General features: G+C 66.5%; 19 protein-coding genes. 11 read left to right on the top strand and 8 right to left on the bottom strand.

From position 1 onward, the window contains the following. The first annotated feature begins 214 nt into the window (after positions 1–214). The 4 genes from P7B02_RS02790 to P7B02_RS02775 all read left to right on the top strand — a co-directional run bounded on the left by P7B02_RS02790 (position 215) and on the right by P7B02_RS02775 (position 4,903). Positions 215–955, top strand: a complete 741-nt coding sequence (locus P7B02_RS02790) for a response regulator (RefSeq protein ID WP_277784777.1) — start codon at positions 215–217, stop codon at positions 953–955. A 17-nt stretch (positions 956–972) separates the two neighbouring features. After that, a complete protein-coding gene (locus tag P7B02_RS02785; RefSeq protein ID WP_277784776.1) occupies positions 973–1,878 on the top strand; it encodes a cytochrome-c peroxidase in 906 nt (301 codons plus the stop codon). An 8-nt stretch (positions 1,879–1,886) separates the two neighbouring features. After that, positions 1,887–4,268, top strand: coding sequence for a DAHL domain-containing protein (locus P7B02_RS02780; RefSeq protein WP_277784775.1), 2,382 nt, complete (start codon positions 1,887–1,889; stop codon positions 4,266–4,268). A 113-nt stretch (positions 4,269–4,381) separates the two neighbouring features. Beyond that, entirely contained in the window at positions 4,382–4,903 is a 522-nt protein-coding gene (locus P7B02_RS02775) for an isoprenylcysteine carboxylmethyltransferase family protein (RefSeq protein WP_277784774.1), read from the top strand. A gap of 41 nt (positions 4,904–4,944) precedes the next feature. On the opposite strand, the gene P7B02_RS02770 is transcribed toward P7B02_RS02775, so the two are convergent. Together P7B02_RS02770 and P7B02_RS02765 are read right to left on the bottom strand one after the other, a co-directional pair. Next, positions 4,945–5,265, bottom strand: a complete 321-nt coding sequence (locus tag P7B02_RS02770; protein ID WP_277784773.1) for a UrcA family protein — start codon at positions 5,263–5,265, stop codon at positions 4,945–4,947. Between the two features lie 145 nt (positions 5,266–5,410). Then, the gene (locus tag P7B02_RS02765) at positions 5,411–6,817 is read right to left on the bottom strand and encodes a winged helix-turn-helix domain-containing protein (RefSeq protein WP_277784772.1); all 1,407 of its coding nucleotides are present in this window, start codon (positions 6,815–6,817) and stop codon (positions 5,411–5,413) included. 241 nt (positions 6,818–7,058) lie between these two features. Here P7B02_RS02765 and P7B02_RS02760 point away from each other — a divergent pair, with 241 nt between their 5' ends. Continuing rightward, positions 7,059–7,736, top strand: coding sequence for a MarC family protein (locus P7B02_RS02760; RefSeq protein ID WP_277784771.1), 678 nt, complete (start codon positions 7,059–7,061; stop codon positions 7,734–7,736). Between the two features lie 195 nt (positions 7,737–7,931). On the opposite strand, the gene P7B02_RS02755 is transcribed toward P7B02_RS02760, so the two are convergent. Both P7B02_RS02755 and P7B02_RS02750 read right to left on the bottom strand, forming a co-directional pair. Next, positions 7,932–9,167, bottom strand: coding sequence for a type II toxin-antitoxin system HipA family toxin (locus P7B02_RS02755; RefSeq protein WP_277784770.1), 1,236 nt, complete (start codon positions 9,165–9,167; stop codon positions 7,932–7,934). Beyond that, the gene (locus P7B02_RS02750; protein WP_277784769.1) at positions 9,164–9,442 is read right to left on the bottom strand and encodes a helix-turn-helix domain-containing protein; all 279 of its coding nucleotides are present in this window, start codon (positions 9,440–9,442) and stop codon (positions 9,164–9,166) included. Before P7B02_RS02750 ends, P7B02_RS02755 begins: the two co-directional genes overlap by 4 nt. A gap of 242 nt (positions 9,443–9,684) precedes the next feature. Here P7B02_RS02750 and P7B02_RS02745 point away from each other — a divergent pair, with 242 nt between their 5' ends. After that, positions 9,685–10,488: a metallophosphoesterase family protein gene (locus P7B02_RS02745; RefSeq protein WP_277784768.1), complete on the top strand. Its 804-nt coding sequence runs from the start codon at positions 9,685–9,687 to the stop codon at positions 10,486–10,488. A gap of 47 nt (positions 10,489–10,535) precedes the next feature. Here the strand turns inward: P7B02_RS02745 and P7B02_RS02740 are convergent, their stop codons facing one another. Then, a complete protein-coding gene (locus tag P7B02_RS02740) occupies positions 10,536–11,777 on the bottom strand; it encodes a type II toxin-antitoxin system HipA family toxin (RefSeq protein WP_277784767.1) in 1,242 nt (413 codons plus the stop codon). Between the two features lie 32 nt (positions 11,778–11,809). Continuing rightward, positions 11,810–12,151, bottom strand: a complete 342-nt coding sequence (locus P7B02_RS02735) for a helix-turn-helix domain-containing protein (protein WP_277784766.1) — start codon at positions 12,149–12,151, stop codon at positions 11,810–11,812. Between the two features lie 174 nt (positions 12,152–12,325). On the opposite strand from P7B02_RS02735, the gene P7B02_RS02730 reads away from it, so the two are divergent. The 5 genes from P7B02_RS02730 to P7B02_RS02710 all read left to right on the top strand — a co-directional run bounded on the left by P7B02_RS02730 (position 12,326) and on the right by P7B02_RS02710 (position 19,138). Beyond that, on the top strand, positions 12,326–12,616 hold the full coding sequence (locus P7B02_RS02730; protein ID WP_277784765.1) for a hypothetical protein: 291 nt from the start codon (positions 12,326–12,328) through the stop codon (positions 12,614–12,616). Positions 12,617–12,728: 112 nt separating this feature from the next. Continuing rightward, complete coding sequence (locus P7B02_RS02725) at positions 12,729–13,295, top strand: RNA polymerase sigma factor (protein ID WP_277784764.1); 567 nt, start codon at positions 12,729–12,731, stop codon at positions 13,293–13,295. Continuing rightward, positions 13,264–14,226, top strand: coding sequence for a FecR family protein (locus P7B02_RS02720; RefSeq protein ID WP_277784763.1), 963 nt, complete (start codon positions 13,264–13,266; stop codon positions 14,224–14,226). Before P7B02_RS02725 ends, P7B02_RS02720 begins: the two co-directional genes overlap by 32 nt. 89 nt (positions 14,227–14,315) lie before the next feature. Beyond that, positions 14,316–17,543: a TonB-dependent receptor gene (locus P7B02_RS02715; protein WP_277784762.1), complete on the top strand. Its 3,228-nt coding sequence runs from the start codon at positions 14,316–14,318 to the stop codon at positions 17,541–17,543. 17 nt (positions 17,544–17,560) lie between these two features. Beyond that, positions 17,561–19,138: an alkaline phosphatase D family protein gene (locus P7B02_RS02710; RefSeq protein WP_277784761.1), complete on the top strand. Its 1,578-nt coding sequence runs from the start codon at positions 17,561–17,563 to the stop codon at positions 19,136–19,138. An 86-nt stretch (positions 19,139–19,224) separates the two neighbouring features. On the opposite strand, the gene P7B02_RS02705 is transcribed toward P7B02_RS02710, so the two are convergent. Together P7B02_RS02705 and P7B02_RS02700 are read right to left on the bottom strand one after the other, a co-directional pair. Then, on the bottom strand, positions 19,225–19,362 hold the full coding sequence (locus tag P7B02_RS02705) for a hypothetical protein (RefSeq protein WP_277784760.1): 138 nt from the start codon (positions 19,360–19,362) through the stop codon (positions 19,225–19,227). Positions 19,363–19,501: 139 nt separating this feature from the next. Further along, positions 19,502–22,684, bottom strand: coding sequence for an Ig-like domain-containing protein (locus P7B02_RS02700; RefSeq protein ID WP_277784759.1), 3,183 nt, complete (start codon positions 22,682–22,684; stop codon positions 19,502–19,504). Positions 22,685–22,737: the final 53 nt, after the last annotated feature.

Below are 22,737 nucleotides of genomic sequence, written 5' to 3'. Positions count from 1 at the left end.
GGGGCCGATAGCCGCCGCCACGGCCGGCCGGCTTGTCCGCTTTTGCGGTCGGTGGGGTTTTGCTGTCGCCGCGTCGCCGGCGGCCTTTTGGTCCGGAGACGGCAGGATCGGTCCAAACGCAGCAGAAGCCGGCAAGACCGGTGAGAGGTCCGCCGATATCGAACGGCGCTCTTTGAGTGGTGGGGCCCGTCAGGGCCCGGGCGGAGCCTCGACGGTGTTGGAGATCGAGCAGAGCGGCGGGGTGCGGCGTGCCGCGCGGGTGCTGGTGGTGGATGACGATCCGGCGCTGCGCGCCATGCTGCTGGAGTTCCTGGCCAACAACAGTCTGCAAGGACAGGGCGCAGCCACCCAGGCTGAGGTCCTGCGATGCCTTCGCGAGGCGCCTGACGCGATTGTGCTCGACCTCAATCTGGGCTCCGAGGACGGCCTGGAGATTCTCAAGGTGATCCGCAGCGAGTCCGACGTCCCGGTGATCATCACCACCGGCCATCGTCAGGACGAAATCGATCGCGTCCTGGGCCTGGAGCTGGGCGCCGACGACTATGTGCTCAAGCCCTATAGCCTGCGCGAGCTTCTGGCGCGCATCCGGGCGGTGACCCGCCGCCGCGGCGAGGCGGTTGATCCGGTGCGCCAGCGCCGGCGCGCCAAGATCCGCTTCAACGGCTGGGAGCTCGACCGCAACACCCAAAAGCTCTCGCGCGAGGGCGTCGAGCCTGTCGCCCTGACCAAGGGCGAGTATGCGCTGCTGCAGGCCTTCCTCGATGCGCCGGGGCGCTCGCTGTCGCGCGAGCATCTCCTGCGCGCCACCCGCATCCACGAGGACATCTTCGACCGCAGCATCGACGTGCAGATCCTTCGATTGCGACGCAAGCTCGAGCGCGACGAGACCTCGCCGCGGCTCATCGAAACCCTGCGCGGCGTGGGCTATGTCTTCAAGGGCGGCGTGGATCCGTGAGGCGCCTGGCGACCCGTTTGACCGGCGCGGCGATTGTCCTGGCCATGGCGGCCGCCGCCGCGCAGGCCGCCAGCCAGGGCCAAGCCAGCCGCGTCCGTGAACCGATCCAGCCGCTGCCGCCGGCTCCACGGTCCGACGCCGCCGCCACGCTGGGCGCGATGTTGTTTGCTGATCGGCGGCTTTCCCCCAAGGGCGACCGCGCCTGCGTCAGCTGCCACCGTCCGCAGGCGTTCGGCGCCGGCCCCGACCGGTTCGATCGGGGCGCGGACGGCAAGCTTTTGCCCGTCAACACCCCGAGCGTTTACAACGCCGCCCTCAATTTTCGCCTCAACTGGTCCGGGTCGGCGCGTGACCTGCAGAGCCAGGCGCGCGCCAGCCTGCTCAATCCGCGGATCATGGCGACGACGCCCGAAGCGGCCGCCCGGCGGGTGCGCGCCGACCGAGGTTTGAACGCACGCGCTCGCAAGGCTTTCGGCCGCGACCTCGACGGAGAAGTGCTCGTCGAGGCCTTGGCCGCCTATCAGCGGACACTGATCACCCCCAATGCACGGTTCGACTTTTGGCTGATGGGCAAATCCGATGCGCTCACCGCGCAGGAAGAGCGCGGCTACGGACTATTCAAGTCGGCGGGGTGCACCGCCTGCCACCAGGGACGCAACGTCGGAGGGAACCTGATGCAAGTCAGCGGCGTGTTCCACCCCGTGACCCGGGGCGAGCGTGAGCGCCTGCGCGTGCCCTCCTTGCGCAATGTCGCCCGCACCGCGCCCTATTTTCACGACGGGTCCGCTGCGACGCTCGAGCAGGCCGTGCGCACCATGGGGCGAGCCCAGCTGAACCGCAGCTTCAACGACCGTCAGGTCGCCGACATCGCCGCCTTTTTGCGAACGCTCTCCGGCGATGCGCCGCGCAGGCCCGGACCATGAGAAGGCTGGTGGCGGGCGTCGCGGCCCTGGCGATGATCGCGACCGCCGCGTTCATCTACTTTGAGCGCATCGAGCCGGCGACGCGGGCGTTGGCGGCCGCCGACCATGCGCTGCTCGACTATGACGCTGCTCAGGCGCGCTTGCGTCGGGACGTGGTGAGCATCAGAGCCGGCCTGCTCAGCAATTTCGATCCCCTGGTCGAAGACGCCGCGCGCCTGGAGCGCGCTCTTGAACCTCTGCGCCGCGACGAACGGGCGCCCGCCGCGGCCCAGCGCCATCTCGCCGAGCTGGAGGCTGATATTCGGCGCCAGCTGCGCCTCACCGAAAGGATCAAGAGCGACAGCGCCTTGATCCGCAACAGTCTGGCCTATTTCGGCGCCGTCGCCTCCGAGCCGGAGCGTTTCGGACCGGCCGCTGAAGAACTTGGCGCGCTCTCGGCCGCCCTGCTGCGGCTGAGCGCCGACACAGCCCCGGAACACCAAGCGGCGGCGGCGCGCCGGATCGCTGAATTGCGCGCGGCGGGCGGTGATGAGGAGGCCGTCTCCCAGGTGTTGGCCCACGCCGTCCTGCTTCTCGACCTGCTGCCGCAGACCGATGAGCGCGTGGCCGCCGTGCTGGCTGAGCGAGAGCGTCGCGCGCGCGACGCCTTGCGCGTGCTCGTGGAGCAGGGGCGAGCCAAATCGGCCGCTTCCGCCTGGTGGCAACGCGGCGTGCTGCTGATCGCAGTCTTTTTGCTGGTGGTCTTGTCGGCCGAGTTCTCGGTGCGGCTGTCGCGTCACATGCAGCGCCTCAGCCGCCGCGCCAAACTGGAGCATGCCGCGGCGCAGCTGTCCGCCGATCTGCTCAACGCACCCGCCCCGGAAGTCGGCGCGGTCATCAGCGCAGCTCTCGAGCATCTGGGCCGGATGCTTGGCGCAGAGCATGCCCGCCTGGTGGGTGAGGGGGTCTATGAGGTCGACCGCGCCTGGGGCGACAAGGCCGACTGCGACTACAGCCGCAACGTCGCCCTCGACCGCATCGAGGACGCTGATCTCGCCCAGCAGACCCTGCCGGATGATCGTCGCGCCCGGTCGGCGGCCCTGCGACAGAGCGGACTGCTCACCGCCATGATCCGCAGTGAGGACGGCGAGCGAGCAGGCCTGGTTCTGGTGCGCCAGGCGGGCCGGTCCTGGATCGATGTCAACGACGCCGAAATCGCTCGAATGGCGTTGGGCGTGATGGCCGGCGCCGTACGTCGCCTGCATGGCGAGCGCGAACGCTCCGCCCTCGAGGAGCGGCTGCGCCAGGCCGCCCGCATGGAGGCTGTAGGGGTGTTCGCCAGCGGCATCGCCCATAACTTCAACAACGTCCTGGGCGCCGTGCGCGGACATGCCGAAATGGCGCTCGCCCGGGCGGACGGCGACATCGCCCGCCACCAGGGGGAGATCGTCGCCGCCGTCGACCGCGCCCGCCAGCTGGTCGATCAGATTCTCGCCTATGGCGCCCGTCGCCGGGCGGCCCTCGAACGGGTCGCCGTCACCGATCTTCTGTGCGAGGCGATCCCTCTGCTGGAGGCGGCCGAGAAGAACCGCGGACGCTTCGTCTTCGAGGTCCCGGCGGACGAGCACGGGGTGTTCGGCGACAGCTCCGAGCTCTTGCAGCTCATCCTCAATCTTGGGGCCAACGCCGCCCAGGCCAGCGACGAAGGCGCGCCGATCGAGCTTTGCGTCAGCCGTCGGCATTTGCCCGAGCCGCGCGCGGCCGACGACGGGGGCCTGCCAGCCGGCGACTATGTGGTGATCAGCATCAGGGACAGCGGATCAGGCATCGATCCGGCGGTGCGCCCCCACATCTTCGCACCCTTCTTCACCACGCGGCCGCAAGGCAACGGCCTTGGACTGGCGACCGTGAGCCGCACAGCCCGCGAGCATGGCGGCGGCGTCGATGTCCACGCTCCGAAGGGCGGAGGGACCCAATTCGACGTCTGGCTTCCGAGCAGCCACGAGGCGCTGCGCTCGGCGGCCGGAATGGGACAGGTGTTGCTGGTGGCGGCCATCGGCTCCAGCGCGCCCGAGCTCGATGAAGAGCAGGTCGCCGAGCTCGGCTATGAGCCGGTGGCCTTTGTCGACGGGGCGGCGGCCAGGACCGCCTTCGCCGAGGACCCGTCGCGCTTCGATGGAGCCATCGTCGCCGACCGGGATCCGGCCGGTGCGGTCGCCCTGGCCAGGACCCTGCTGGCGGCGCGGCCGGACTTGCCGGTCGTGCTGTCCACCACCGCCGCGCCTTCGGTCCTCGCCCTCAGCCGGGCGCAAAACCGCTGCGTCGCCTGTCCATGGCCGCCCACGCCGGAAGGCCTGGCGGCGGCCCTGCGCGCGGCCTTCTGCGCAGTCCTCGACCCGGTCGAGGTCTGAAGCGAAGCAGCCGCTTGGCGGCCGCAGAATGCGCCGATCCAGCGCCGGAACGACCTCGTGGGGCACGCTTTCGAGCCGCTAAAGCTTAGCGTGCAGCAACCGAGAGACGATCCATGCCCGCCTGGCTCCTGGCCTTTCTTGGCCTCGCCGCCGCCGTCCGCCTGGCCAGCGTCGCCATCTCCGCGCGCAACGAGCGCCGATTGAAGGCGGCAGGCGCTGTGGAGTTTGGTCGAACGAACACACGGCTGCTGACCTTGGCGCATATCGCCGTCTACCTGGGCGTCGCAGTCGAGAGCCTTGGCCGGCCGGCCACGCTCGACGCGGCGGCCGCCCTGGGCATGACGCTATGGACGTTCGGCACCGTGATGCTCGTTGTGGTGATCCGGGGCCTTGGGCCGATCTGGACGATCAAGCTCATCTTGGCTTCTGACCATAAACTGGTGACCAACCGGCTCTTTCGAACCGTCCGCCACCCCAACTACTTCCTGGCCATCTTGCCGGAGCTTGCCGGCCTGATGCTGGCGGCGCACGCCGCCATGACGGCGACGATCCTGGCCGGGCCTTATGCGCTGCTGTTGCTCATCCGCATCCGACAGGAAGAGGCGGTCATGCGAAAGCGCTTCTCGGCCTACTGAGGGCCGCCTCCGCCGCACGCGGCGGCGGAGGCGCAAACGCCTCAGGGCTGGGTGTAAGCGGCTTCAGCGGCGCGGGTTTCGGCCGCGACCGCAGCCATGCGATGACGTTCGGTGCGGGCGGCCACCAGGTCGGCGACCTCGGCGTGGACGCTCAGGCGGCAGCTGCGACGCTGCTGCAAGGCCATGAAATCGGCGGTGTTGCATAGCTGATCGGCGGCCTGGTCGGCCCGGGCGGCGAGCACCTTGCGGTCGGCTTCTCGGGCAAGGTTCAGATCGCCGATCTGAATGGCCACGGGCTTGGCGACGGCCATGGTGGCGGCGGCGGCCAGAACGGCGCTCAGGGTGAGGACTCGGATGGACATGGAAACGCTCCTTTGTTTTGTTTCCTTGGCCAAAAAATGCCCGAACCGGGGCGTAAAGTCGCGTTAAGTGGCGCGTAAACCGCTTTCTTAACGGTGTTTATGCCGTCAGTTGGCTGCGTGTCGAAAAGACATTTCCTTGGTGCGCTTAGCGGTGCGGGGCAGCGACGGCGCGAAGGCTCCGCCCGGGCGCGCCGCCGGTCATGCCGGGCGCGCCTTGAGCGGGCGTGGGGCGCTCTTGGGTAAGGGCGTAGAGCCGCAGCAGATTGCCGAGCCGGTAGACGGGCTCGTCTCCGTCGCCCTGACGCTGCACGATGCAACAGGCGGTCAGGCGCACAAGGGTCTTCAGCAAGGTCGCTCCGCCGCCGGCCGTTCTGCTCTCGATGGCCGTCAGGGGCAGGCCTTCGGGGTGGTCGGCCAGGGCCAGGACGATCGACCGCTCCAGGCAGGACAGGTCGCTCCAAAGCGTGGCGAAGGCCGCCTCGAGAGTTGCGTGCCGCGCCTGAGCGCCACGACGTTCGATCAGGTCCCACCCCTGGTTGGAGCGCCAGATCTCCAGCAGGCCCCTGAGCCCAAGACCGGGGAGGGCGCAGGCGGCGTGTTCGATGGCCAGCGGCAGGCCGTCGAGCAGGCGGCAAAGCTCCGCCGCGGCCTCGACATTGCCGTCGTCGAGGACGAACCCGCCGGGGGTCGCCGCGTCGGCCCGCTCGACGAAAAGGCGCATCGCCGGGATTTTGGCCGCGTCATAGGCTCGTAGAGGGCCAAGCGGCGGAGCCTCGAGGCACGGCGTCTGCAAGACCGCCTCGCCGGCAATGTTCAGCGGCGCACGCGCACCGATCAGCACACCGCAGCGCGTGGCGCCCAAGATGGCGTCAGCGACGGCGGCCAAAGGCTCGAGCGCGCCCTCGACATTATCGAAGATCAGCAGGTCGTCCCCGCGATCGACGACCGCGGAAAGGAGCGATTGCCGGTCGGCGTCGCAGTCGAGCGCCTCGGCCGCGGCGGCCAGCAGGCCGGCCTCGTCGTCGACCCGAGCCAGATCGATCAGCGGCCATTGTCGGCGTTGAGCCACACGGCGCAGAAGGGCGCTCTTGCCGACACCCAAGGGCCCGATCAGGGTCAGGCAGCGATGGTCCGGGATCAACGCAGCGATGCGCGGCTCAATATCCTCGCGCCCGATCAGAAGGGGTTCTCCCTCCAACCCACGCAGCGGCGCGGCGAAGGCGACGGGCGCGACGAACCGGTAGCCCAGGCCCACCTCGTTGACGATGAAACGAAAGCCGTCCTCTCCGTCGCGCAACGCCTTGCGGGCCGCGGAGATATGAACCCGAAGCGCCGCCTCCACGACCGTCACCCCGCCCCAGACGCTCGCCGAAAGCTCAGCGCGGGTCACAAGGTCGCCCGCGTGATCCACCAGCACGCCGATGATCTCCAGAGCCTTGCGGCCCAGGGCCACCGGCTTGCCCGCCTCGAACAGACCAGGCGGGTTGAAGTGAAACTCGAACGGGCCGAAGGCCGCGACGCTGCGGCCGCTTGCGATCAGACCTGAGGACATGGGTAAGCTCCTGCGCCGACACCTGGGTCAACCACCGCAGGGTGTGCCGCGCCGATGCGGCGCTCGCTAGGCGCATTCGCCTACAACCGTAACCGACGAAGCGGCGGCCGTAACAAAGCACGGCCGCGACGCCAGAAAACGCCGCTGGGGCGCAGGATCGATCAAGGCGCGCCGGGGATGGACCTCTAGGGGCCAGCGCCTCTCTCAACCGGCGTCCGCGCCGTCTCCCAGGATTACCCCCATGTCCAAGCTCCTCTTGGCGCTGAACTTCGCCGTCGCGCTCTTTGCGCTCATCAATCCCATCGGCAACCTGCCGGTATTCGCCGCCATGACCGGATCGGCCACCGGCGCCGCCCGGCGGCGCATCGCCCTCTATGTGGGCGTGTTCGTCATCGGACTGCTCGGCCTCTTCTATGTGGCGGGCGTGGCCCTGCTGCAGGTCTTTGGCATCTCGTTGCCCGCTTTCCGCATCGCCGGCGGCCTCATCCTGTTTCTCTTGGGCATCGACATGGCGCGCGGCGCGCTCGTCGGCTCCGACGCGGAAGACGTCCTGGAGGACGGCGACCCGCGCACCTATGCGCGACGCACCTTCGAAAAGATCGTCGTGCCCTTCGCCATTCCGATCCTCGTGGGCCCGGGCGCGATCTCGGCTGTGGTGATCTATGCCAGCGAGTCGGCGGCGGGCGGCCTGGAAGCAGCGTCGGGTCTCGTCGCGATCGCCGTCGCCGCCGCCGCCGTCGTCCTGGTGCTGTGGGCGACGCCGATCATCACGCGCATGCTGGGTCGCGTCGGAATGACCGTAGTCGTTCGGGTTCTTGGCCTCATCCTTTGCGCCATGGCGGTGCAGTTCGTGATCATGGGCGCCGCCGGAGCGACCGCGGGCTTCATCCGCCCGGAGGCGGCGCAGCCGTACGTATGAGCGCGACCGTCTTCACCGTGCGGCCGCTCTGGCGTGTAGGTTCGGCTTCAAGTTGAAGAACTTCGTTGATCCACGAGAAGCTGGTCGGCCGCAGCTCGGTCGCCTCAATCGTCGCTTGCGTTGCATCGACGGCGATCAACAGCTTCATGTGGACGAGTGAGGCGCCGTCTGGTCAGCGTGCGGGTGTGGCGCTCGTCAGGCGATTGCGTCCAGGCGCTCCGCAATCAGCTTCACCCTTTGCCTGGTCACGTGATGCCGAGCCGCCAGCTGCGGCCATTGGCGCACGGCGTCTCGCGTCTGATCGATGATGTCCTGTGCGGCATCGCTGGCGAGGCCTGCGATTTCAGCCAGCTTCCTCAGGTCGATGCTGGATGGCGTCTTGCCTTGTCCCATGACCGTTGTCGTTTGCTCCGCGCCAGGGCCCGACGAGAAGGTCAGATCGTAGGCCGGCGAAAGGCTCCACTCGCCCTGATCGTTCATCAGAAAGGTGAAGTTCTTGGCGTGGTCGTCGCGGTTGTGTGCGAAGACATTGAATACCGCCAATCGGAACATCTTCTCGACCTCGCGAACATCGCGGGTAAGGCCTGACGTGAGAGCAATCAAACGCTCGTAGTCGAGCGAGGGGATGCGGTGATCTGCGTGAAGAAGGCCGGAGGCGGTGTGTGTGTGCACCCGAGCTGCACCATTGCGGTCGAAGCGCTGCGTCGCGAAGTAGGCGCCCCCCTTGTCCGTCGTGAGCAGCCGCGTCTTCGTCATGACGAGGCCGGCGGCCTCAGCCATCAGTGCGTAGATGTACTCGATCGCGCCTGCGTCCTGGCCGTCATGGCTGTTGGGGAACTTGACCAGCCATGCCTCGAACCCCTGGGGCGGCGTCGCGACGCCGTGAGTGATCAGGCCCGTTTCGGGCTGCAGCCCGATCATCGCTTTTGGGCGAGCGCCGGTCGAAGAGCCATTGAGGGCGATCAGTTCACTGAGCACCTCGTCAGCCTCGCCCTGAAGGACTTGCTGCGACTGCTCGGCAAGGCGATCGAGATCAAGGTCGACTGTTGGCGGCGTCTCAGCATGGTCCGGCTCGTAGACCAAAGCGCCCATGCCGCGTGCGCCAACGTGTGTCAGGCGATCAAGCGGCGAGATCTGCTCAGGCAGAACGCCGCTCGCGCGTAGCGCACGATCGAACAGGAGCCGACCCCAGCCGTCCGGCAGGCTGTCGTTGAAGACGCCCGGAAGACCTTCAAACAACATTGGGTCGCAGTTCTGAAGACCCGGCCGCAGCGCCAACCGATAGGGGGAGATCTCCAGGCCCCTCGCGAGGAAGGCCCGATCGTACTCGAAGTAGACGCGCCGGTCGCGGGTCGCCAGGCGACCGACAGGAATGACGCCTTCTCCGAAATCCAGGCCGACATTCACGGCAGCGACAGGCGACAGCTTCATTTGCGCCAACCTCGTTTGCGCGTGGGCCTGGGGTCAGGTTCAAGCACTTCGTCGATCGACGAGAATCTGGCCGGCCGAGGCTCGGTCGCCTCGATCACCGCTTGCGCCGCGCCGACTGCGATCAACAGCTTCATGAGGGCTTCGCTCGACGCGTGTCCGGTTTGCTCAAACTTGCGCAGAGTGCCCAACGGAACGCCGGAGCGTGCGGAAAGGCCCGCTTGGGTCAGGCCGAGCGCCAACCGGAGACTTTTCACGTTGGCTGCGAGCTTCTCCAAGCCGCCCGTAGGCGTAAGAAGTGATAGCATGTTAGTAGTTATGCCTAAAATTGAACAGCAAGTAATATAATTATCTTAGTTATATCATTCTGGAGCTTCTATGGAAGCCGCTTATGTGGCTGTTGGATATCAATGGGATCCAGAGGCCCGAACGTGATTTCCTCACTACAAGCACCGCTGCTGGATTTATGATGCCGTTGAGGCGGCCTCATCCCCGCTATCGTGAGGCTACATAGGGCTCGATGTTCAAGCGTCTGTTTTCCTTCGCCAACGCCAAGCCGATCCGCGCGCCGGAAGGCGTGCGCATCTACGCCATCGGCGATGTTCATGGCTGCGCCGATCTGCTGAACGCCTTGCTTGAACGCATCTATGACGAGGCGCTCAAGCGGCCGTCACAGGCCTCGGCCCTCGTCATGCTGGGCGACTATGTGGACCGCGGGCCGCGGTCTGACGCGGTCCTGCAAACCCTGGTCATGCTCAAGGAGCGCTCGCCTATCCCGGTGCGCTTCTTGGCCGGCAACCACGACGACACCTTGCTGGAGTTCCTCGCCGACCCGCAGGTGGGCGAGACCTGGTGCGAGTTCGGCGGTCGCGAGACCTTGATGTCCTATCGGGTGACGCCGCCGGCCCGCGGCGCCGAGCCCGAGGCCTGGAAGGCCGCGCAAGTAGAGCTGCGGGCCGCCATGCCGGCCGCGCATGTGAGCTTCCTTCAGGGGCTCGAGGAGGCCGTCACGCTTGGCGACTACACCTTCGTCCACGCCGGGGCCCGCCCGGGCGTTCCCCTCGACCAGCAGACCCGGCGTGATCGCCTGTGGATCCGCGGCGAGTTTCTCAACGACACGCGGGCTTTCGAAAAGCTGATCGTCCACGGCCACACCCCGGCCGACGACCCGCACTCGGACAAGCGCCGCATCGGCGTCGACACCGGCGCCTACGCCACGGGCGTCCTGACCGCCGTGGTTTTGGAGGGCGAGGAGCGCCGCTTCCTGCAGACGCGGCGCACCGCCGCCAAGGGGCCGATCGCGGTCGAAGATCTGGCCGCATAGGGGCCTGTGCAGGGGAGTTTCAGGTCGCCGCGGGCATTGTTCGGAGTTCAGGCTTCCAGCAGGTCGCGCCCGTGATCGGCCAGACGAAAGCACGTAGCAAAGCGCCTGATCTCGGCGTCACCCAGTCCGGCTCCCCGGAACTGCTTCATCCATCCTTCGCGCACGCTATCGACCAGGGCTAGGGCGTCTCGACGGGCGTCTTCGATCGTAAAACCAAAGGCTCCGGCGCCCGCTATGGCGTTCTCCAGCGTGGCAGCCCGCCCCCGAGGGCCGACCCCCAACACCAGTGTCCGCTCAAGCCCCACCTGGGGCTTGGGCACAACGTCATAGAGCGGCGATAGCCGCCAGCCCTGCGCCGTCCACAGAAAACCGTGATTGCGCAGATGATCGTCGTCATTGGTGACAAGAATGTTGAACACCATGCGGCGGTAGAGTTCGACAAGGTCCTTGCGCGGATCGGCCCCATGGCGGCGAATTGCATCGGCCAAGTCGGCGTAGCTATGGCGTCCCACGTCGCTTTCGTGGGCGCCCAGGATGGTCAGCCCGGATGCGAAGGGCTGTCGACGAGCCCCGTCAGCAGTCGAAATCCGATCGAACCGTTCGATCATGTAGATGTCGCGGCCAAGGACCTCGCGGAAGTCCAGGTTCGGCACATCCAACCCGCAATGCTTGGCCAGGCGCATGGTCGCCAGCTCGATGCGGCAGATGGGATAGATGTCGTCATTGGCCGGAAACTTTGCGATCCACGGCTGTCCGAGGACATCGGTCGCCGCCTTGGGTCTGGCTCCTCCCAGCGAGGATCCGGCAGTCAACAGGCGACGCAGATTGTCGTCGAGCTCGTCGACCGATTGAACCTCTTCGACCGCCGCCGCCAGCTCTTCCAGCGTGAAATGCTCGCCGGGCGCGGCTCCTTCGCCCCACGGCGTCAGTCGCCCGGGAGATTCAGGCGTCGGGCCAAAGGCCAGGGCGCCGACCCTGTAGTCACCGGAAGCCAGGAGAATCTCCGCTTCACTCGGCTCGCGATCGTCCAGCGCCTTGTACATGAGGTAGCGGCCCCAGCCGTCAGGCGCGGCGTCGCGGATCCCGTTGAAGTTCGAAAAGCCTTCCTCGGTACGGAACACGATGTCTTCGCCGCCTGGCTCGGGCAGTGGCAACTGAACCGGATCGACCGCAACCCGATCGGCGCGCTCCAGATAGCGCCGACCGTAGGCGAAAGTGGCGAAGCTGGCCCGTGGCTCGCTTGTCATGGTCAGCCGGCCGCAGGGAACGGGCCCTGCGGGCAGATGCATGAAGACGATCGTGCTTACGCTGGGCATCGGCGTCAGAAGTCCAGATCGTCCGCTACGGGGGTGTGTATGCGCTTGGGCAATCTGGCCAGCTCTTCACTCATCCCCATAGCGTCGCTTTGGGGCGAAAGCAGCGCTTCAAGTCGCGAAGTGAAGCCCAGGATGAAGAACGCGCTGGCCAGGACGCCGAGGCTGACCGTCGGGTCTCCCGCCTCGAGGCGCTGAACGGTTTGCCGGCTCACCAGCATCCTGTCCGCCAGCAGCTGTTGGGGAATACGACGGCGCTTACGCGCAACAGCGACATCGGCGCCCAAAGTCTTCAGGGCGCGGCGAGCAGGTGCGGGAAGGGCTGTCTTTGCAGCTGAGGTGCGAGCCATTTTCCATGTATGACATATCAGCCCATAATTATCAACGTGAGTGATATATCATACAATTAAATCTCGACTTGTCGGCCTTGGTTGAACCCCTTTGCAATAGGCGGGCTATCGACCGCGGCCGACCCTCATCATCCGATTGTGGTCGCCAAGCGTTGAAGCGGTCGGAGGCCATCCATGACGCGTGCACGTAATCCCTATGTGAGGCTCGCCTGGGACGCCTGGATGCTCGGATCCGAATCCGCCGGAGTCATCGGCCTTCGGGCCATGAAGATCGCCGCCGGAGGTCCGCAGGCCGAGCGTGAAGCAAAGCGCATGATCGACGAGAAGGTCGAGGCGGCGCAGGCCTTGCAGGTCATGGCGCTTAGCGGGGCGCTGGGGTTCACGGCGCCCGCCTTCATGAACAAGACGCTCAAGCACTACCGTCGCAAGGTGCGCGCCAACCGCCGACGCCTGAGCAAGACCTGAGCTGAACTGGGGCAGTCGTCATCAATCCGTTGCGGTCGATGGCCTAGGGGCGTTGGACCGCAATTGGGCCCGCGCCATGTTTGTTCTGGACGAAGAAAGAACCCGTTGGTTCATGCGCAGCATTCTGCCGCATGAGCCGGCCTTGCGCGCCTGGCTCGGCGCCAAGCGCAATGCCGGCATCGAGATCGACGACATCGTTCAGGAGACCTACACGATCCTTGCAGGCCGCGAGACCGTCGCCGACATCACCCACCCGAAAGCTTATCTCTTCCAGGTGGCCCACTCCTTGATCGTTCGCCACATCCGAAGAGCAAGGATCGTCTCGATCCAGGCCATGGATGACCTGATGATCGACACCGGAGCGGACGATGCGCCGTCTCCGGAGGACTGCGCCATCGCAAGAGATGATCTGCGACGCCTTGGGCAAGCCATCGCCGCCATGCCGGGCCAGACACGCCAGGCCTTCACGCTTCGCCGGGTGCATGGTCTGTCGCAGCGCGAGATCGCCGCGCGGATGAAGTTGTCCGAGAACACCGTGGAGAAGCATATCGCCAGGGGCGTGCGCCTCCTGATCGAATGGGCGGCCAGTGGCGGAAACCCCACCCTTCAAACCTCTATGAAGAAACAACCGAAGGTCGCAGCCCCTCATGGCCCAACGCGAAACAAGTCGAAGCATTGATGCAGCGGCGGCCGACTGGGCCGCCCGGCTTGATCGCGCGCCCCTCGATGATGAGCAAAAGGCCGCGCTTGAGGCGTGGCTGACGGGCGACGCCCGTCGACCGGGCGCGCTGTTGCGCGCCAACGCCGTGGCCATGGGAAGCCGGTCCGCGGCGGCCTTTGGCGCGGACTATGACCCTGCCAGGTTCGGCGGTGCGCCCAATGCCGGTCTATCGCGGCGAAGGCTGTTGACGGGGGGGCTGGCCGCCGCGGGCGTCGCCGGCGCATCGGCGGTGCTTATGGTCGGCGTTCAGGCGCCGCGCGCCTACGCCACCGAGCGCGGCGAGATGCGTCTTGTGCCGTTGGGCGAAGGATCGACGGTGCTGCTCAACACGGACACCCGCGTGAAGGTCCGCGACGACCGGGGCGCGCGCAAGGTCGCCCTCCTGCAGGGCGAGGCTTACTTCACGGTCGCGGATCGCTCGCGCCCGCTCACCGTGGATGCCGGCCCGGCCAGCATCACGTCGCAAGGCGGCGCCTTTCGAGTCCGCAGATTGGCCGGCGCGCCCGTGGAGATTTTGGTCAATGAAGGCGAGGCGGCGACGCCGGCGCGAGGCTCGGATCTGAAGCTGGGGCCGCAGACACGACTTCTCCTCGACCGAGCCGAGCCTCGTCCTGTCCAGGTGGGACCGGACGAGATCATCCGCGATCTGGCCTGGCGCGAAGGCAAGATCGCCTTTCAGGGCGAGACCCTCGAGACTGCGGCGCGCGCCTTCTCGCGCTACAGCGATCCGCGCATCGTGATCACGGATGAAGCCCTGGCCCGCGAGCCGATCACGGGCCTCTTTGCAGCCAACGACCCCGTCGGCTTCAGCCGCGCGGTTGCTTCGGTCTTTGGAGCGAAGGTCGTCGAACGCGGGAATGACGTGGTCATTTCCATGTCAGCTACATAAAGATTTGTGACAGGTGGCGGAGAGCATCCGCCGAAATCTCTTAGCCCTCGAACGTCGCCTGCTCCCACGGCGACGCGGGGGACAAGACCATGAACACCTACAAGAACCTGCTCGCGGGCGGCGTCGCGGTTGCGGTTCTGTGCGCGAGCGTCGAGGCCGCAGCGCAAGTGCGTCGCTTCGATGTGCCGGCCCAGCCGGCGGTCACCGCCATCCCCGCCTTCGCAAGGCAGGCGCACCTGCAGATCGTGGCGCCGGCCCGCGACCTGGAAGGGGTGCGCACCCGGGCGGTCAGCGGTGATATGGATGCGCGCGCCGCCCTGCGCCAGCTTCTTCAAGGCACGCCCCTGACCATCGCTTCGGACAGCGGCTCGTTGCTGACCCTGCGCTCCACCCGCCGTCCGGACACCGCCGTCGGCTCTGTGATGGGACGCATCCTCGATCCCGGGACGGGCGAGTATCTGCGCAACGCCGATGTGACGATCCGTGCTTCCGATGGCGTCCAGCGCCCGGCGTCGAGCGAAGATGGGTCAGGCTATCGCGCCAGCGTTGCGGCCGGTCCGGTGGAGATTGTCGTGCGCTATGCCGGCTACGAGGATGCAAGGGTGCTGGTCGATCTGGCCGGCGGACAGACCCTGGAGCGCGACATCGAGCTGACGCCTGCAGACGGCGCAGTCGCGGCTCTGACGGTGATCGCCGCCAGAGACGGCGACGCGCGGGCGATCATGAGCCAGCGCCAGTCCATGAACATCACCAACAGCCTGTCTGCGGAAGCTTTCGGCAATGTCTCCGAGGGCAATGTCGGCGAGTTCATCAAGAACATGCCGGGCGTCGACACCGACGCCCTGGACGGCACCGTGCGTTACGTGCGGGTCCGGGGGCTTCCCTCCGACTACGCCTCGGTCACCGTCAACGGCGTGGCGCTGGCCAGCGCCGACGCCGGCGCGGCGGTGAGCAATGCGCGCGGCTTCAGTTTCGAACAGGTCTCGCTCAGCAGCGTCGACGCCATCGAAATCTCCAAGACGATCAGCGCCGATGTGGACGCCAACGCACCGGCCGGCACGATCAATCTTCGCACCAAGCGCGCCTTCGACCGACGCGGCCGCAGCATCATCGCTCAGGTCTCCGGCCTGACCCAGAGCGACCTTTGGGACAACTATCGAGGCGGCCCCGGCGACAAAGGAGGCGGCCGGCAGGCCCGCATCCTTCCAAGCGCCCAGATCGAGTACTCAGACGTCTTTTTCGATCGGCGTCTGGGCGTTGTCGTCAGCCTCAGCGAATCCAACGCCTACATCCAGCGCGAGATGATGACCGCCGGATGGAACGAGGTTCCGACCGCGGCCAGCCCCGCCCCGGTGACCCTGGTCTCCATGCGCGCGCGCCAGATCAACCAGACGGTCGAGCGCCGGGCCGCCACCTTGTCCATGGATCTGCGCGCCAGTGATGCCCTCACCTTGTCGCTCACCGCCCTCTACAACGAGGCGGACACCTGGTCGGGCCAGCGCTCGTGGCTCTTCACTACAGGTGACCGGGCCCGCGCCGTCACCGGCGATCCGCTCGCGGATTTTACGACCACCCACCCCAACGCCCGCATCGACACCGAGTCCCTGGCGGTCGCCAAGCGCGGCGAGGGGCTTACCCTGAACCCCAGGTTCGAGCTTCAGGGCGACAGCTTTGTCCTCGACGGATGGGTTTCCTATTCGGAATCCACGAGCAAATACGACCCGATGAACTATCGGGGCTCGATCTACTCCGCGGGCTCGTTGCAGGCGGCGGGGTCCTACAGGGCCGCCCGCAGCGACCTGGAGGCTTTCGACTGGACCGTCACGCAGCTTTCCGGCGCCGACTGGGCCAATCCGGCGAGCTATGCGCGGCCGGTCATGTATCTGAACGACGGACGCTACGCCCGCACCGAGCTTGCCGCCGCCGCCATCAACCTGACTTGGGATACGGCGATCGCAAACCTGCCGATCACCTTCAAGACCGGGGCGAAGCTGGGGCGCAACGTCTACGATTTCCGAAACGAGCGTGAAGGCTTCAAGTACAATTACGTTGGCCCGGTGGCGGCCTCAGCGTTCTGGGCGGACCATCAGTCGCCGGTGGAGCTGAATTTCGACGAAAACAACTTCTTCCTGCGCACCGCCTCGGGCGCAAAAAGCGTCTTCACCCCTAACCTCCACTCCCTGGGTGAGCTCTACCGCACAAATCCCGAGTACTTCCGCGCGTCCCTGAGCGCTGACGACTACTACTCCGCCTTCGTCGCCAACCGCCGCCACTTCGAAGAAGACATGAACGCGGCCTACCTCATGGCGACCTCCACGCCTGTCGACAGGCTGACCGTGCGCGCCGGCCTTCGCTGGGAAGAGACCAGGACACGCGCGCAGGAGCCGGATGCGAAGACCTACGCCGAGGTCCTGGCCGCAGGCTTCTCAGCCAGCGCGGCGACCGGACGAGCGACCACGATTGAAGGGGTGAGGTATCAGTACGAGTCGCAGCCGCGCATTGATCGCAAGGGCGCTTACGACTACTTCTTCCCCAGCGCCTCGCTCAAATACGTCTTCGACGAACAGACCGATCTGCAGCTGGGCTACAGCCGCACCATCCGCCGCCCCGGGATCAACAACCTCGCCGGGGTCTGGGCGGTCAACGAAAGCACCGAGATCGTCTCGGCTCCCAATCCCAACCTGGCTCCCGAATTGTCGGACAACCTGTCGGTGCGTCTCGTGCGCTACTTCGATCCGGTCGGCCTGATTGCGGTCAACGTCTTCCAGAACAGCATCAAGGGCCTCTTCCAGTCGGTCGATCTCACCGCCGAGGAGTTCGGCTATCAGGGCGGCGAGTACGACGGCTACACGTTCCGCACGACCCGCTCGGCGCCGGAGAACACCGTCACGGTCCGGGGCGTGGAGCTGGAGTTCAATCGAGGCCTGACGTTCGTGCCCAAGGCTTGGGGCACGCTTCGCCTGAACGCCTCCTACACCCACAATGACGCCGACGCCCTCGTGGAGGGGCTGGCCAGCAACCTGGTGACCGCCTCACTGCTCTATCGCTATCGGCGGCTGAGCCTCAACCTGAACACCGTCTGGTCCGACGAGAAGCCCGATAACGCCAGCGGCATGACGATCAAGGCGCGCTCGGAGACCAATCTCTCTGCAAACTATGAGCTGCGGGACGGCTGGGAGGCCTTCGTCTTCGCCAAGAACCTCTTCGACGAGCCTTTCGTGCGCACCGTCGACACCGGGGGGCTGAGTCCGGACCTGGGCGACAACTACCAAAAGTACGGCGTCACCCTCTCGCTTGGCCTTCGGGCCAAGTTCTAGCTGAGCGGAGCAAGCCAATGATCGATCTGCATCGTCGCCGCCTGCTCGCCGCATCGGGCAACATCATCCTGCTGGCCGGACTTGGCCGCGCCCACGACGTCTGGGCCCAGCCCAGACTTGAGGGCTACCCTTACACTTTGGGCGTGGCGGCCGGCGATCCACAGCCGGACGGCTTCGTGATCTGGACGAGGCTGTGTCCCAAACCCCTCGAGGAGGCCGGCGGCATGCCGCCTCGCGCGGCGATCGTCCGGTGGGAGGTCGCCGAAGATGAGCGCTTTTCGAACCTGGCGCGCGCGGGCGAGGCCATCGCCCGGCCCGAACTCGCACACGCCGTTCACGTGGAGGTCGACGGCCTGAAGCCGGGGCGTCGCTACTGGTATCGTTTCACCATGGCCGGCGCAGACGCCAGCCCGACCGGGACGGCTCGCACCGCGCCGCCGGCCGACGCCGATTCGGCCCGCCTTCGGCTTGGGGTGGCGGGATGTCAGAACTACGAGTCCGGCTACTTCGACGCCTTTGGCCACCTGAGCCGCGAAGACGACCTCGACGCCGTCTTCCACTACGGTGACTACATCTACGAGGCCACCGCGCGTCGCCCGGTGGGGACCGCCGACGAGCATGGCCGCATCCGCGCGCGCGCCCATCTTGGGCAGGAGCTCTACAGCCTCGATCAGTACCGCCGGCAGTACGCCCTCTATAAATCCGATTCCGACCTGCAGGCCGCCCATGCGGCGGCCGCCTTCATCGTCTCCTTCGACGACCACGAGGTGGACAACAACTGGGCGGCCGACAAGGACCAGGACGGCACGCCGGCCGAAATCTTCGCCCTGCGCCGGACGGCGGCGCTGCAGGCCTGGTACGAACACATGCCGGTGCGGCGCGCCCAGTTTCCTCGGAATGGTCAGCTGCAGCTCTATCGGCGTCTCGACTATGGTCGGCTGATGCGCCTGCACCTGCTCGATACGCGCAGCTATCGCGATGATCAGCTGTGCTCGCCCCGGGACAAGGGGCCTTGCCGAACGCAGGACCGGCAAGACGGCACCCTGCTCGGGACGCAGCAGGAAGCCTGGCTCGCCCGCGGAATGGAAGGCGGGCGTCGCTGGAATCTGATCGCGCAGCAGGTGATGATGATGCCCATGGCGCGCACCGGCCCGGACGGCCGCCGCACAAGCTCAACCGACACCTGGAACGGCTATCCGGCCGCGCGCCGCCGCCTCATTGAGGCGATCGAGGCGCGGGGGCTTACCAATGTCGTGATCGCCAGCGGTGATGCGCACCATCACTATGCCGGCGTTGTGCCCGCCAGGGACGAGGAGCCGGATGGCCGTGCGGCGGCCACAGAGTTTCTCGCCACGTCGATCTCGTCCGAAGGGGACGGAACGGCCGATATGACACTCTCGGCCCAGCTGCTGCGCGACAATCCCAACCTGAAACTGCACAACCAGCAGCGCGGCTATCAGCTCTTCGACGTCACTCCCGCTGAATGGCGCACGACCTTGAAAGTGATGGACAAGGTCACCACCCCCGGCGGTCAGATCAGCACCTTGAAGTCATTCGTCGTGGAGCCTCATCAAGCCTTGATGCACGAGGTTTGAGACAGACGCTGCGCTTGGCCGACGAGCCTCTTTTGGCGAATGGCTCTAGCGGCGGCCCGTATGGGGGTGATCATCGGCCGTTGGGATCAAGCTTCGGCTTCGATCTGGTCGAGCCCCAGAACCATCCGGGCGCGTGCAGTGATGACAGCCACATGGCCGCGCAGAGCCGCGCTGTCGAAGCCGCCTGTGGTGTTGTCCCACCAGACCGTCAAAGCTCGAGTCATTGTGATGGGCCGTCATGCCCGCGGCGGGTCAGTTGCAGGTCGAGGCCAGCGGCCGCCAGGCGAGGCACGGCATTGCGCAATACATTGTGTATCCAATGCCCTGGATTGCTTCCTGGGCGTCAACGCCGCCCCCGTCCACTCACCCGCCCAGGTGCTGCCCGCCCACCAGGTCGACCTGATAGGCTGGCGATCCGTCGAAGCTGTCTTCAATGAAGCCGAAGGCCGCGTCGTAATAGCGCCCGACCTTGGCTTCGAACCCGGCCTGCATGATGTAGCCGATCATGGCCGCCTTGCCGCCCAGGTCCGAGCCTGCGAAGGCGTCGAAGTAACCCTCCTGGCTGGCGATCCAGGCCAGCGCCGCGTCCACGTCCACGCCTGCGGCGCGGGCGATGTCCAGCCCGATGATCATGTCGTAGGCCAGACGCACCGAGGCCTGGAAGTCGAGCGCGGCGAATTTGGCTTCGAAGGCGGCCTTGCCTTCGCCCTGCGTTCCCAGAGCGACCGCGAAGTTGATGAAGCGGTTCACCTCGTTGAAACGGGCGTAGTAGGGATCGGTCAGATCGTTGGCGTTGTTGGCGCTGTCGATCAGCCAGGCCATGCCGGCCTTCGTCGGCGTCGATCCGGTGAAGAACTGATAGGCCGACAGCGCCACGCCGGAGGTGGGGGCGGAAAGTTCGACCACGCCGTCGATCAAGTCTCCACGATCGATGAGGCCGGCCTGGAAGCGGGAGATCAGTGCGGCCAGGCGTACGGCGGTCTCGAAGGCCGGATTGGGAACGACCGTGCCGTCCGGCAGGGTGACGTTGCTCGACAGCGCCTTGGACGAGTTCGGCGCAAAACCCGCCGCGGCGGCGAAGATTTCGCGGATCTCAGGGGGCGTGAACTCGGGCTGCGGCTCCGGCTCGGGTTCGGGCTGTGTGGTGACCGGCGCCGTCACGGTCAGTTGCAGCGCGTTGGACGCCGTCCCGTCATTGCCGGCCAGATCCTTGTAGCCCGCCGCGGCGACGTTCAGGTTTGCCGTCCCCAGGCCGGGGCGTGGCGTGAAGAGGGCGGTCCAGGTCTGCCCGGAGCCGGCGAGATTGGAGAGCGAGCCGTTGCTCACCGTCACGTCGGCCAGGGTGAAATCCAACGGCGCTTCGCTGAATTGGAAGGTGATGGTGGCGGTCTGGTCGGACGTCACGCTCGCCGCGCTTGTCGACATCACAAGGCTCGGAGCCGTGGTGTCGATCGTGTAGGCATAGTCTCTGGAGCCGACATTGCCCGCCGCGTCGGTGATCCGAAGCGTGATTGATCCGCCGCCGCTCAGGAGCGCCGGCGTGGCCAGCGACCAGTTCGACCCGGTCGGGGTGATTTCGGTCCAGTTGTCGCCGTCGAGGGACAGTTCAAACTTGTCGCCGACCCCCATCGCCAGGCCCGAGCCCGACAGGCTCTGCAAGACCGTTCGGGTGATACGATCGCCCGCCGTTCCGGTGTCGCTTGAGAAGTTGAGCGATACGCCGCTCAGAGACGGCGCCGTGGTGTCGAAGACATAGGCTTGGCTCAGGGTCGGGCCGCTGTTGCCGGCCGCATCGATGACACGCACCTTCAAGGTGCTGCTGCTTGTCAGGGTCTGGCCGGTCAGGGACCATGCGTTGCCCGCCGCGTTCGCATAGGACCACGATGCGCCATCGTTGAGCGAGACCTGGACGCGCTCGTCGCCGGCAAGGACAGCCGACAGCGTGCCGCTGATGGTCTGGATCGCCTCGCGGGTGATGAAGTCCGCCTGAGAGGCTCCGGTGTCGTCGGAGAAGCTTGCCGTACTGACCGAGGTCGTAGGCTGGGTCGTGTCCAGCACATAGCTTGCGCTCAAGGGCGTGCCGCGATTTCCCGCGGCGTCCTCGACCACCACCTGCAGTGTGCCGGAGCCGGACAGGGTCACGCCGCTGAGCGACCAGCTGGATCCCGAAGCGGAGGCCGTAGTCCAGTTGCCGCCATTGTCGAGGGAGACCAGCACTTGCTCGCCGGCGCCCGGCGCGGCCGACAGGGTCCCGCTGACTGTCTGGCCGGCGACGTTGGTGATCAGGTCCTCGTCGTGTTCACCGCTATCGGCCGAGAAGCCGACGGACAAGGCCGTGCTCGTGGGCTTCTGGGTGTCTACGATCACGCCGCTTGTGGCGAAGCTCAGGCCGCTGGTCGCAGCGTCGTTGCCGGCCGCATCCCTGATGGATCTGCCGTTCAGAGCGATTGACGAACCGACGGTGAAGCCGCCGGGGTCAGAGTCGCCGTCCACGATGGTGTAGGCGAACGACAAGGTGCGGCCGCCATTGCTTGACCCCACATAGTCAGCCGCCACGACGCCGCTGGAAAAGTTCAGGGCGAGGTACGGAATACCGCCGCCGGTGGAGACCATGACCGCCTCATCATAGGTGATCTGGAAGGTCAGCACGTCGCCGGCTTTCGAGGCGCCGTTCGCCGGCGGCGTCTGGCCGACGATCGACGGCGCGACGCCATCGATGACAAGAGCCTTGTTTGCGCCCAGGGAGCCTGCGGCGCCAGGGCTTGGCAGGGTGACGACGGCGGGGGCGCCGTTGCTCGCGGCCGCGATCGACCCGCCATCCAGATCCAGCGCCCCGGCGCCCGTGTAGTCGAGATCCGCCGAGGCCTCGCCTGCGGCGATCACGTAGGAGAAGCTGAGCACGTCCGAGCCGCTGCCCGAGGTGTAGACCGCCGTACCGCCGCTGTTCAAAGCGAGGGTCGGCGCACCGGTCACGATCACGGTCTCACTGAACACCACGTTGACGGTGAGTGCGTCCCCGACCTTGTATGTCCCGTTGGCTGTGCTTGAGCCGACGCCTGCGACCACCGGGGAGATCGGATCGTCGAACACCAGGTTGTCGACGACCAGGGACCAGGTCGCCTGCGCAGGGTTTGTCAGCCGCACCTCGTCCACATGATTGAAAATCGAGGGTGTCAGCTGCGTGGTGCTGAAGGTGGCGCTTCCCCCGCTGGTGAGGGACAGCGTCACTGAGCCGGTGCTGGAGCCATCACGAAAGCCCTCGATCCTGACCTGGGCCTGTCCGGCGAAGTCTCCCAGAAACACGCCTTTGAAGGCGAACGCCGAGCCCTCAGCGGTGTCGATGAGGATCGAGCTGTTGTTGGAGTTGCTGACCAGAAGCCCTTCATGGCCGCTCTGATCGGGCGTGTAGAAGAGCTGAACACCGGGCGCTGAGACTCGATAGGTGATCCCTGCGATGTCGCTGGAGCCGCCCATGCCGTCGGTGACGGCGACTGCGGTGGGCGAGCCCACCGCGGACGAAAAGTTCAGCGTGCCGGCAATGCTCATTCAGATCCCCCAACCTTAAGCGCGACGCTTCTGCTCCCGACCCGCAGGCGATC

Origin of the sequence: Caulobacter segnis, from assembly GCF_029543125.1 — a bacterium.
GTDB classification, from domain to species: Bacteria; Pseudomonadota; Alphaproteobacteria; order Caulobacterales; family Caulobacteraceae; genus Caulobacter; species Caulobacter segnis_D.
The sequence above is the reverse complement of the archived record's forward strand: the minus strand, read 5'-3'. Positions and strand labels throughout refer to the sequence as shown.